This is a genomic window from Candidatus Poribacteria bacterium (genome assembly GCA_028820845.1).
Taxonomy (GTDB): domain Bacteria; phylum Poribacteria; class WGA-4E; order WGA-4E; family WGA-3G; genus WGA-3G.
Window position 1 is genome coordinate 60,135 of the sequence record JAPPII010000015.1, and the last position, 12,748, is coordinate 72,882.

Annotated in this window: 11 protein-coding genes; 8 read left to right on the plus strand and 3 right to left on the minus strand. The window is 46.6% G+C overall.

All coding sequences use genetic code 11. From position 1 onward, the window contains the following. The first annotated feature begins 6 nt into the window (after window positions 1–6). From OXN25_04115 to OXN25_04145, 7 genes are all read left to right on the plus strand, one after another. A complete protein-coding gene (locus tag OXN25_04115) occupies window positions 7–612 on the plus strand; it encodes a hypothetical protein (protein MDE0424040.1) in 606 nt (201 codons plus the stop codon). 21 nt (window positions 613–633) lie between these two features. Next, window positions 634–1,242: a hypothetical protein gene (locus OXN25_04120; GenBank protein MDE0424041.1), complete on the plus strand. Its 609-nt coding sequence runs from the start codon at window positions 634–636 to the stop codon at window positions 1,240–1,242. A 270-nt stretch (window positions 1,243–1,512) separates the two neighbouring features. After that, window positions 1,513–2,061, plus strand: a complete 549-nt coding sequence (gene pyrR / locus OXN25_04125; protein MDE0424042.1) for a bifunctional pyr operon transcriptional regulator/uracil phosphoribosyltransferase PyrR — start codon at window positions 1,513–1,515, stop codon at window positions 2,059–2,061. Further along, window positions 2,058–3,341, plus strand: a complete 1,284-nt coding sequence (locus OXN25_04130) for a dihydroorotase (GenBank protein MDE0424043.1) — start codon at window positions 2,058–2,060, stop codon at window positions 3,339–3,341. Before pyrR ends, OXN25_04130 begins: the two co-directional genes overlap by 4 nt. Before the next feature lie 111 nt (window positions 3,342–3,452). Beyond that, window positions 3,453–4,541: a glutamine-hydrolyzing carbamoyl-phosphate synthase small subunit gene (gene carA, locus OXN25_04135; protein ID MDE0424044.1), complete on the plus strand. Its 1,089-nt coding sequence runs from the start codon at window positions 3,453–3,455 to the stop codon at window positions 4,539–4,541. 14 nt (window positions 4,542–4,555) lie between these two features. Beyond that, window positions 4,556–7,837 (plus strand): carbamoyl-phosphate synthase large subunit, encoded by a 3,282-nt coding sequence (carB, locus tag OXN25_04140; protein ID MDE0424045.1) that lies wholly within the window; start codon window positions 4,556–4,558, stop codon window positions 7,835–7,837. A gap of 176 nt (window positions 7,838–8,013) precedes the next feature. Then, window positions 8,014–8,796 (plus strand): DNA helicase UvrBC, encoded by a 783-nt coding sequence (locus tag OXN25_04145; GenBank protein ID MDE0424046.1) that lies wholly within the window; start codon window positions 8,014–8,016, stop codon window positions 8,794–8,796. Window positions 8,797–8,861: 65 nt separating this feature from the next. Here OXN25_04145 and OXN25_04150 read toward each other — a convergent pair whose 3' ends face one another. Continuing rightward, on the minus strand, window positions 8,862–9,503 hold the full coding sequence (locus tag OXN25_04150; protein MDE0424047.1) for a hypothetical protein: 642 nt from the start codon (window positions 9,501–9,503) through the stop codon (window positions 8,862–8,864). 172 nt (window positions 9,504–9,675) lie between these two features. Between OXN25_04150 and OXN25_04155 the strand changes: the two genes are divergently transcribed. After that, on the plus strand, window positions 9,676–11,112 hold the full coding sequence (locus OXN25_04155) for a sigma-54 dependent transcriptional regulator (GenBank protein ID MDE0424048.1): 1,437 nt from the start codon (window positions 9,676–9,678) through the stop codon (window positions 11,110–11,112). 11 nt (window positions 11,113–11,123) lie between these two features. Here OXN25_04155 and nagB read toward each other — a convergent pair whose 3' ends face one another. Both nagB and OXN25_04165 read right to left on the minus strand, forming a co-directional pair. Next, entirely contained in the window at window positions 11,124–11,912 is a 789-nt protein-coding gene (nagB, locus tag OXN25_04160; GenBank protein ID MDE0424049.1) for a glucosamine-6-phosphate deaminase, read from the minus strand. 44 nt (window positions 11,913–11,956) lie between these two features. Next, window positions 11,957–12,745 (minus strand): sugar phosphate isomerase/epimerase, encoded by a 789-nt coding sequence (locus OXN25_04165; protein MDE0424050.1) that lies wholly within the window; start codon window positions 12,743–12,745, stop codon window positions 11,957–11,959. Window positions 12,746–12,748: the final 3 nt, after the last annotated feature.

Consider the following 12,748-nt stretch of genomic DNA (forward strand, 5'->3'; position numbering starts at 1 on the left):
TAACAAATGGCTTACAGCAATTTTACATTAGAGACAGTGCGAAAAGAATTTCAGTTAGAAACAACTCAGGCCATAGGTATCTTTTCCAAGATAGAACCAATAAGTCCGAGTGAACTTCTCACAACAGTCTTGGCAAAAAAGGTACCAGTAGCCGCCGCAATAGGCACAGAAAAAGCACGATCAGAACTGATTGTCGCCGATGTCTTGTTTGAACTCCTTGAGCGTTTTAGGGAACATATCAGTCTCTTTTCCGGTATTGAATTCAATGTTGATACCGAAGCAGGGTTGACCGGTGTATGTGATTTCCTAATCAGTAGATCGCCAGACCAGCTGTCTTTAGAGGCACCTGTCATTATCCTTGTTGAAGCAAAGAAGGAAGACTTGACAGCAGGCCTCGGGCAGTGCATTGCTGAAATGATCGCCGCACAACGCTTTAATGCTGAAAAAGGAAATGATATACCTTGTGTTTATGGCGCCACCACTTCGGGAACAGATTGGCGATTTCTCAAATTGGAAGGACAGAAACTGCACATTGATATAACAGTCTACCAAATCGCGCAGTGCGACAAAATCCTCGGCATCCTCGCAAGTATGGTGGAACAAAAAGCGTAACGAAGGATAGGAAGTGTCTCAATGGCATATAGCAACTTTACCTTAAGCGAAGTAAAGAAGGCGTTTCAGATAGTAGAAACAGTTGAATCGGTAAACCTCTTTGCCCACGTAGAGCCAAAAACGCCAAGTTCGGTACTCACAGCCGTATTGGAACGAAATATGCAGGTAGCTCTCGCCGTCAACACGGAAAAGGCGAAATCCGAACTGATTATCGCTAATGTACTCATAGAACTTCGCGAGCAATTTGATAGACAGATCGGCGTTTTTTCCGGGATTGACTTTAACGTTGATGCCGAAAACGGATTGACAGGGGTCTGCGATTTTTTAATAAGTTTGTCTCCGGCACGGTTCGTTTTAGAGACACCTATCATCATTCTTGTTGAGGCAAAGAAGGATGACCTGACAGTAGGACTCGGTCAGTGCGTTGCCGAGATGATCGCCGCACAACGCTTTAACAAGGAAAATGGAAATGATATACCTTGCATCTACGGGGCGACCACTTCTGGAACAGAATGGCTCTTTCTCAAATTGGAAAGGCAAACTCTTTATATTGATACCGAATTCTACTCAATTCACGAGTGCGACAAAATCCTCGGCATCCTCGCAAGTATGGTAGAGCAGAAGGCATAGTATTTCTGGGATAGTATAATCTGACAAGCATACAAAAAATTTTGCAATTAAAATATAAATATGGTATAATATTAAGAACTGGAGCGTCGTTATCAAGGAACCCTTTTTAATCCAATCCAGAGAGGTTGAAAAAAGGATGCATGATTATATTTTGAATCGAAATTGTAAATCGGAATCGACTGGGATGTTGCCTTTCTCGTCACATTAGACGGGAGAGGTTTTTTATTTGTTAAAATAACGCTATAAACCGACACAGGAAAAGAAATAGAAATGCGCGAAAAAGCACAAGTCATGAACGCTGAAGAAATGCGTCGTGCCTTGCTCAGAATCGCTCACGAGATTTTAGAGCAGAATCATAAGCACATTGGAGATCTTGTACTCGTTGGTGTTAAAAGTCGAGGCGATATTATTGCCCACCGCATTGCCGCAAATTTGGAGTACATCGAAAATATTGAAGTGGATGTTGGCGCTATCGATGTCACACTCTATCGCGATGACCTCAATCTCTATGAAACCCAAATCCAAGTTAATAGCACTGAACTGCCATTTGACGTTACAGGCAAGCGGGTTATCTTGGTAGATGAGGTGCTCTATACAGGACGCACGGTTCGTGCCGCAATGGATGCCCTGATGGATTTTGGCAGACCTGCAGCAATCCAACTGGCAACCCTGATTGATAGAGGGCATCGTGAATTGCCGATTGCTGCTGACTACGTTGGCAAAAATGTTCCCACCTCCCAAAAAGAATTCATTCGGGTGCAGCTTGCCGAAGAGCATGGCACAGACGCAGCGACAATATACGAAAAAGAGGATGAATGAGCGACGCATTTATTACTAATGGGCATATCATTGATCCAACGAATAATATTGATGAAGTTGGTGATCTGCTTATCACTGATGGCAGAATCGTTCGAGTCGATGGTAAGGAAAAGATTTCCAAACCTACGACTACGGATGTTTACGACGCAACGGGTTTAATTGTTGCACCCGGCTTGATTGATATGCATGTCCATCTCCGTGAACCCGGATTTGAACATAAAGAGACGATCGCTACCGGGACAGCAGCTGCAGCAGCAGGTGGATTCACGTCAGTTGCTTGTATGGCGAATACATCACCGGTGATAGACACACCTAAAAAGATTGAGCAGATTTACGACATCGCAGAAGAAACCGCAGCAACCAACGTATTTCCTTTCGGTAGTATTACCAAGGACCTCGCCGGTAATGAACTCACTGATATGCGTGGGATGCGTTCCGCCGGTGCAGTTGGTTTCAGCGACGACGGCGTTACCGTTATGAATGCTGCACTTATGCGCGATGCACTCGCCTTGAGCGCAGAACTCGGTTTCCCAATTATGGTTCACTGTGAAGATCACAATCTCAATGCAGGCGCCGTCATGAATCTCGGAGAGACTTCCCGAAAGTTAGGTCTCACCGGCAGCCCAAATGCCGCGGAGGACATCATCGTAGCACGTGACATCATGTTAGCAGAGATGACAGGTGGACATCTCCACGTGCTTCATGTGAGCACAGCCGGTGCCGTCGAGTTAGTCCGCCAAGGCAAAGACCGTGGCGTTCATCTGACCGCCGAGGCCTGTCCACACCACTGGATCCTCACCGATGCAGAGGTGGAGAAACAGGGAACGAATGCAAGGATGCATCCACCCCTACGTACACAGACCGATATTGACGCAGTCCTCGAAGGTTTAGGGGACGGAACAATTGACGCAATCGCGACCGACCACGCGCCGCACGCGCCTTCGGAAAAAGCAGAAGGTATGCTCAATGCGCCTAACGGAATTATCGGCTTGGAAACGTCTCTACCCCTTGTGTTTACATATCTCGTCGAGCCAGGACATCTTACGTTGATGGAGGCAATTGCGAAAATAACCTCAACCCCGGCAAATATCCTCGGCATCGACCGCGGGACACTGTCCCCTGGCGCAGTCGGAGATGTCACCATCATCGATGTTGATTCGGTTAATCGGGTTGACGTAACAAAATCTCGTTCAAAAAGTCAAAACACACCTTTCGATGGATGGGAACTTAAAGGCTGGCAGGCGATGACACTCCGGGCAGGCAGCAGAATAGGAGTGTAACCCAAGTGATAATAAAAAAGCGTGTAGCCTGCAACAACGGCGCAGGCGGATATACGGAGAGGTTGTTCCTCACGCAACCCGCCTGAACGAACCGCAAGGAAAATTAGAAAAATGAAAGCAATTTTGGCATTAGCCGATGGAACAGTTTTTGAGGGCGAACAGTTTGGCGCGACGGGTGAAACCACTGGCGAGGTCGTCTTTAATACCAGTATGACGGGTTATCAGGAAGTTTTGACCGATCCTTCTTACAAAGGGCAAATCGTCACAATGACATACCCGTTGATTGGCAATTACGGATGCAACGAAGCAGATGTTGAATCCATCGGCCCACAAGTAGAGGGATTTGTCGTTCGCGAATACAGTGCTTACCACAGCAATTGGCGTTCAAAATGGAGTTTAGATACCTACCTTGCCGAACACGATATCATTGGTATTCAAGGGATAGACACCCGGGCACTCACCCGTCGTCTCCGGGTACACGGGGTCATGAACGGCTGCCTTTCCACAGAAGATATGAACCCTGAGTCTCTGGTATCAAAAGCCAAAGCGTGGCACGGTTTGGTCGGTTGGGACTTGGTGCAACGCGTGACATGCCCGAATCCCTACGCATGGCAGCATCAAGCGAATAACAACGTCGATCCAAAATACCGGGTTGTAGCTCTCGATTTCGGTATTAAATATAATATCTTGCGTCAACTGACAGAACACGGATGCGAAGTCCAAGTTGTGCCCGCAAAGACAACCGCTGAAGAGATTCTCGCCGCGGCACCAGATGGCGTGTTCTTATCAAACGGTCCGGGTGATCCAATGCCAGTCGACTATGCGATTGAGACAATACAAGGGTTGATGGGCAAAAAACCGCTGTTCGGCATCTGTTTGGGGCATCAACTTTTAGGGCTTGCCCTCGGCGGAAAAACGTTCAAACTCAAGTTTGGACATCGCGGCGCAAATCAACCCGTTAAGCATCTTGAGACCGATCGGGTTGAAATTACTTCACAAAACCACGGATTCTGCGTTGACATCGACTCACTGCCAAACAGCGTTGACATTACACATGTTAACCTAAATGACGACACACTGGAAGGGATACAACATCGGGAGTATCCCATTTTTTCCGTGCAGTATCATCCGGAGGCATCCCCCGGTCCGCACGATGCCAGTTATCTCTTCTCGCGTTTTACAAAAATGATGGATTCTTAACTACAAGTAAAAAAATGCCAAAACGAACAGATATAAAAAAGATCTTAATTATCGGATCCGGTGCGATTATCATTGGTCAAGCGTGCGAGTTTGACTATTCAGGAACGCAGGCATGCAAGGCACTCAAAGAGGAAGGGTATGAAATTACCCTTGTCAATAGTAATCCTGCGACTATCATGACCGACCCGGATTTTGCCGATCAGACCTACATTGAGCCGATTACAGCGGACACCGTGGAACTCGTCATTGCCAAAGAACGTCCACAGGCGTTGCTACCGACGCTTGGTGGACAAACGGCTCTGAACGTGTCTGTCGAACTTGCGGAAAATGGCGTATTAGATAAGTACGAGGTCGAACTTATCGGTGCCAAATTGCCAGCCATCCAAAAAGCAGAAGACCGCGCCCTCTTCAAAGAGGCAATGATAAAAATCGGATTGGATGTCCCTGAGAGCGGCATTGCGCATTCCGTGCAGAAAGCCCTTGATCTCGTTAAAAAGATCGGTTTTCCGGCAATCATCCGTCCTGCATTTACGCTTGGCGGCACAGGGGGCGGGATTGCTTACAATATCGAAGAATACGAAAAAATGGTCGCCGCGGGTCTCGCGCTCAGTCCAATCAGCGAACTGCTTATCGAAGAATCCGTTATAGGTTGGAAGGAATTCGAGTTGGAGGTCATGCGAGATGGCGCAGACAATGTCGTCATAATCTGTTCGATTGAAAATGTCGATCCGATGGGAATCCACACCGGTGATAGCATCACCGTTGCACCTATCCAAACCCTAACAGACAAAGAATATCAATTAATGCGAGATGCGGCGATTAAAATTATCCGCGAGATTGGTGTTGACACTGGCGGCTCGAATATCCAATTCGCTGTTGATCCGAAAACGGGTAAACAGGTGGTCATTGAGATGAACCCTCGCGTCTCTCGGAGCTCCGCGCTCGCCTCAAAAGCCACTGGATTTCCGATCGCTAAGATCGCTGCAAAATTGGCTGTCGGTTATAATTTGGACGAAATACCCAACGACATTACAGCTGAAACACCAGCCTGCTTTGAACCTACGATTGATTATGTCGTTGTTAAAATTCCGCGGTGGGCGTTTGAAAAATTCCAAGGCACCGATGAAACCCTCACGACACAAATGAAATCCGTTGGGGAGGCGATGGCGATCGGTGGGACCTTTAAAGAGGCACTACAGAAAGGATTGCGGTCGTTAGAGACCGGGTGGTCTGGATTGGACAACCATCCACTTGATGAACTTCCACTGTCCGAACTTCCGAGTAAACTCAGCATTCCGAACGTCAAGCGTATTTTTTATATCAAAGCTGCCCTTGCGCGCGGAATGAGTATTGAGGAAATTCATGCCTACACGCACATTGATCCGTTTTTCCTCTACAATTTGAAGGAAATCGTTGACTTTGAACAGACCTTGTCCCAACCGGGGACGCAGCAATACATAAAACAGCATTTACAAGATCCCGTGTTAAATCACACGCCACAAAACGGCGAACCTGATGAGATACACATAAAGAAACTCTTGCAGCAAGCAAAACAATTCGGATTTTCGGACCGACAATTAGCGGACATCTACGACGTATCCGAGGGCACCATTCGTGAATGTCGAGAAGGGCTCGGCATTGAAGCGACTTTCAAAACCGTTGACACCTGCGCCGCAGAATTTGAGGCAGAAACACCCTACTACTATTCTACCTCTTCCAGCGAAGACGAGGTACGTCCATCTGATAAACCGAAAATCATGATCCTTGGCGGCGGTCCAAACCGTATCGGACAAGGCATCGAATTCGACTACTGTTGTGTCCATGCTGCCCTTGCGCTGAAAGATGACGGTTATGAAACCATTATGGTGAACAGCAATCCCGAAACCGTCAGTACAGACTACGATACTTCGGATCGGCTCTACTTTGAACCGTTAACGCGTGAAGACGTTTTAAACATTTATCACAAAGAGAAACCTTTCGGTGTCATTGTTCAGTTTGGCGGACAAACCCCATTAAACCTTGCTATCGCGCTCAAGGATGCAGGCGTTCCGATAATCGGCACCAGCCCTGAAGATATTGCTCGCTCCGAGGACCGGAAACTCTTCAAAGCGGTATTAGATGAAATTGGATTGATGCAATCACCCAACGGTACGGCAACATCAAGCGAGGAAGCTGCGCCTATCGCTGCAGCGCTCGGCTATCCTGTTATTGTTCGTCCATCTTATGTTTTAGGTGGACGTGCGATGCAAATCGTTTACGACGAAGAACTCTTACATGAATATATGCATTCTGCCGTTCAAGCCTCGCCAGAGCACCCAATCCTTATCGACAAATACCTTGAAGAGGCGATCGAAGTAGACGTTGATGCAATCTCCGATGGAGAAAAGACGGTGATTGGTGGTATCATGGAACACATTGAGGAGGCGGGTATCCATTCTGGAGACAGCGACTGCGTTTTACCACCGTATACACTCGTAGATGAACAGATCGAAAACCTCAAAACTTTCACTTATGCTTTAGCAAAAGCACTCCGGGTGCGCGGTCTGATGAATGTCCAGTATGCAATAAAGAATGATGAAATCTACGTGCTTGAGGTAAATCCCCGTGCGTCTCGAACCATCCCGTTTGTTAGCAAAGCGATAGGCGTGCCACTAGCGAAACTTGCAGCGCGCGTAATGGCAGGAAAAACGCTCGCTGAACTTGGATTTACCCGTGAAATCGAACCTACGTATTTCAGTGTCAAGGCACCGGTTTTTCCGTTTAATCGCTTTCCAGGTTCCAATACTCGACTTGGACCCGAAATGAAATCTACTGGAGAGGTAATGGGGATTGATACAGATTTCTCTCGCGCCTTTGCGAAAGCACAAAAGGCTTGCGGTTACACGCTACCGTTGGGGGGTAAAGTCTTTATTAGCGTGAAAAACAAAGACAAGCGCGCGATTATTTTTATCGCCAAGAAACTCATAGATATGGGCTTTGAACTCATCGCCACGCACGGAACTGCGAAAGTGCTTCTTCGCAATGGAATGGAATCAGAACTCGTCTTCAGCATCGGAAAAGGCAGACCGACGATTCACGACTATATCAAAAATCACGCCGTTGCCCTGATTATCAATACGCCGACTGGAGACTTGCACCGTCCGAATGAACTCTTAATTCGGGAGATGGCGATAACACATAATATTCCGATTTTTTCAACTATTCCTGGCGCAGCCGCAGCTGTTAATGCTATTGATGCGCTGCAGCGTGGAGATATTACTGTCACGTCCCTCCAAGATTATTTTCGGACGCTTTAATAGTTATCGATTATTGATTAGCAGAGGCATCAGTTTTCAATATTCAGTTAAGAATCCATTGGGACCGAAGAAAATGTTTGTAGCAGCCGGACATCTTAATTGACAACTATTAACTGATAATTGATAACGCTCAAAATTGACAACTGATAACTGGCAACTATGAAAAGGATAGACAAATGGCAACCAACGACTCTATACAAAGAAACACCCGATGGGTTCAAACCTTCGACCGGATTCTCGAAATGCTGAATCTTGATATCGATCGTCCCGTGAGTGTCCTGAAAATTGAAGATGGTAGGGAGGTTGTCGTTGTACAGCCAAATGCTTTTACTATCTCGCGCATTTACGCGACGGGCCGTCCTGACGGTATGCGTCCACACGGCATGGATTCCTATTACGATTATTTTTTTGCAAAATTACGGACCTATGAAGAACAGCACGGGACTCGTGAAGGATTCCAATTAGAATCAGAGGAATGGCAAACGCTCTTTGAAGAATCTTTTCATCGCTATACACGCTACCTTTTGTTTGCGGGCATCAAGCGGTGGAAAGATGTGCAGCGTGATACCGCTACTAATATTGCCGTAACGAATCTGGCACGCCAATGTGCCCCATCAGATGTCGCTTGGCAGAGCTATCAATATAAGGGTTACATGCTTATGATGCACAGCATCGCCAGCGCAGAATTGAGTTTGCAAGAAGACGATGCAGCGGCAGCATTACAACATATAGACGCTGGAATCCGACAGATCGGTGAGTTTTGTGGTGAATGTTTGCGCGAGGCGCACGGGGAAGCAGAAAATATTACACGCGAACGGTACCTGAGCAATCTCATAGAATTTCGTTCTGATCTGGAAGCACTTGATACAGAAACCACAGCGGCAGAAAGCGATGAAGAGGACATCTTAGCAGAATTGGAAAGATTACTAAACGAAGACGAAGACGAAAATGAAGCGTAATTTCTACTTCTGTTAAATCCTTCGGTCCAAAGGTCGAAGATAGTAAAGTCCCAAGTCTTACTCGGCTATAGTTGTTCTTCCTCCGCGGGGGCTTGTAAGAGGATGCCACCAAGAAACAGAAAGGCAAGGCCTCGGGTGAGTATATGCAACTGTATATCCATGTTCAGGATAACACCCACTGGAAAAGCGATTATCGAAATAAAGAACAGATACATGCCAATCGAATTTCCCCAGGCACCAAGTGCCGAACCATAACAGATTGCCAATAGTGCACACAGAAAGGCACCGGTCATAAAGAGTGCCTCTCCCCATTCTACCCAGAGCGTATAAAGCGATTCTCCAATCGAAGCAGTAGAGGTTTCATTTGCTAACTTGGATAGTTCGTTCAACGGAGCAGTTTGCGAGCAGTGGGCTATTAACTCTATAATCAGCCACGATACGGCAAAAGTCGCGCCCAAAATGCTGCGTGTACCTGCTTCCGAAGAAAGCAAGCCATAACTGGCTAACAAAGTAGGAATCAGCAAAATAAGCGTTAGAACGCCTATACCGTGAAAAACCCCTATTCTCCCTATAAGTTCAAACTGTTTCTCTGATAGAATAGATGATAAACCAAAAATAAACCAAATACTTGACGCGAGCATGAGGAAACCGCTCAAGATACCAGTGAGCCCACCGAGCCTATACAGTGAACTGAGATTTCTATCCATTCATTCCTCCGAAAATTATGAATAAAATTTCTTATAGTGTTCGTTATTAAGTTTATAGTTTATCAAAATTCTCAACTTTAAACAATACTTTTTTGGCGCGATAAGGTATCATAGTCCTATAGATTAAGAAGTGTGATTAGAAATTTGAGATATTGGGAAGGGGCTTCCGACCATGGACACACAGAAAACCGTGCTTATTGTAGATGCTGATCGGACGGAACGCGAACTTGTCTGTGAAACGTTAGCAGGCAAAGGTCTCCGTCTCGTTGCTACAGGCAATATGTATCAGGCATTTTATCATATTGAACACCTGAAGGTAGATATCCTTATTGCACAATTGAAAGCAAGACGGATTGACGGATTAGCACTGTTAGAGGCGGCGATACAGCACCATCCAGATGTCGGCGTAATTTTTATCACAGAACCAAACATCTTAGAAACTGACATCGGTATCAGAGCGATGCTCGCTTACAAAGATACCTATTTTCTGCCAAAGCCAGCCAACCCAGTTCATCTGGCGGCACTGCTACACAGAACCCTCGAAAATCAACGTCTCGCGTTTGAAAATCGGCAGCTGCAATCACAAATAGATGAAAACGAAGGTCTACGTCGTTTGACGGGCAAGTCGCCTGAAATCACCAAAATCCGAGAAATGATTGCCCAAATCGCACCGACCAAAGCGACTGTAATGATTTACGGCGCACGTGGTACAGGAAAGGAATTAGTTGCTCGCGCGATTCACCACCGCAGTTTGCGACACGGTCCCCTGATCGCATTTAATTGTGCAACGCTGAACGAAAACCTTGCTGAGTCTGAACTCTTTGGACATGAACGCGGTGCGTTCAGTGGCGCCTATCATCAACGCAAAGGGAGATTTGAACTCGCGCACGGCGGCACCCTATTTCTCGATGAAATTTCGCAGCTGAGTTTATCCAATCAAGCACGCCTCTTGCGGGTGCTTGAGGAACGCGAATTTGAGCGCGTCGGTGGAGACAAAACGATACAAGTTGATGTCCGAATTGTATGTGCCACAAATCACGATTTAGAAAAGGCATCAAGGAAACGCGAATTTCTACCTGACCTCTACGACCGGCTTAATGTAGTCCCCATTCATCTTCCAACGCTTCAAGAACGCATCGAAGATATCCCACTCCTCGTTAAAGACTTTCTCGAAGAATTTTGTCTACAAAACAACAAATCTCTGGTAAGCCTTTCACCAGAGGCCATCAGAACGCTGATGAAATATAAGTGGCCCGGAAATGTTCGCGAATTGAAAAACTGTATTGAGGGTATCGTTGTGATGTCCACCCAATCCACAATCCAGCAGATTGACTTACCGGAACGAATTCTCAAAGCGACCGGAATAGAGTTTTCAAATTTACCCTCAGTTCCGGATGTCTGGGCATCAACTGCCGTGATCGAAGGGAAGCAGCCTTTAAACGTGGAAGTCGGTATGTCGCTTGATGAAATCAACCGTGAAGCACTCCGTGCTACCCTCGAATCTGTAGACAATAACAAAGCAAAAGCAGCAGAAATACTCAAGGTGAGTCGTCGTACGATTCAGCGAAAAGCAAAAGAGTACGGCTTGCGCCAAGAGCAGGACTCGTAAGCGAATATCCGCTAACTGCTACTCAAGAGTTTCTGCTTATTTGCGTAAACCTGCTTATAGTAATCTACGCGTTTCAATTGCGAAGCCGCCGTCTCGTCAATGACCACAATTGTTCGCGGATGCATCTGTAGCACCGATGCTGGCACTTCCGCTGTAATAGGGCCTTCCACAGCGTGTGCGATCGCCTCCGCTTTTGACTCCCCACTTGCCAATAGCAGACACTGTTTTGCTTCCATAATTGTGCCCACTCCCATTGTAATCGCCATTTTTGGCACCGCGTCAACAGTGCCACCGAAATGCGGCGCGTTCGCCTCCAAGGTACTCTGCGCAAGCGTTTTGATGCGCGTTCGAGAACCTAGGGAAGAACTCGGTTCGTTAAAACCGATATGTCCGTCCTTTCCGATACCGAGCACTTGGATATCAATGCCCCCAGCATTTACGATTGCGGCTTCGTATCTTTCGCAGAATTCCTCATGTGCAACCGCAGTGCTCTGTGGGATATGACAATTCTCTGGCGGAACATTAACAACACTAAAAAAGTGGGTTTCCATGAAAGTGTGGTAACTATACGGATGGCTCGGCGGGATTCCTACGTATTCATCCAAGTTAAAAGTCGTCACCTTCGAGAAATCGAGCCCTTCTGTCTTGTGCATCCGCGCCAAGGCTTCGTAAAGCCCAATAGGGGTGCTACCCGTAGCGAGTCCCAAAACGAGATTCGGCTTTTTTAAGAGGGCATCCCGAATGATCTCCGCTGAAACTGCTACAAGTTGGGCATAAGTAGGTTGAATGATAATTTCCATTGATTCTGTAGATACGCTTTCTAAGGGTGGTAGGCGTTTCTATTTTAGACATTCCCAGCGATAATTCTGTCCATATCATCACTGATGCCATGCACTGTTCCTTCCGGATTGTCTTTATCAACAGGTAGTTCCGCCGTTATATAGTCGTCATAACCGATCTCTTCAAGTGCCGCCATGACAGCGTTCCAATTAATTGTGCAGTCCTCAATGAGATAAGTGAATCTGCGTTCATCTGCGTTAAAACCTTTGACATGTACTTTAGAGATACGATCTCCGAGAGAACGGATCCAGTGTTGCGGATACCCGTATAGGACGATATTGCCGACATCGAAATAGGCAGTTATCGTATCACTCTCAAATTCATCAAGATACTGACAAAATTCTATTGGACTGAGCAGAAATTTATTCCAAACATTCTCAAGGGCAATCGCGATGCCTTTTTCTGCCGCTTCTGGAATTAACTTGTGAATTTCCGCCTGCGAACGCCCATACGCCTCTTCATAACTCGTTCCGTCATTTACAACAGCAGGAACAAGCAACACAGTATCTGCCCCGACAGCCGATGCGGTTGTTATTGAATCAAGCATACCCGCTCGCGATTCGGCGCGAACGCCATCATCTGGATCAGAAAGTGGACACGCCCAATGTTTACTATTCATCACACTGAACACTTCCAATTGGCATTGTGCTGCGATCTGTTTTCTTTCGTGTCGGTCGGCATCATTTTCAAGGGTGCCGATTTCAACACCGTCAAATCCGGCTTCCTTTGCAAGTCTGAAGCGCGCTTCCGTCGAATCACCCGGCAATGAACCGATACATATTCCTTTCTTCATTCC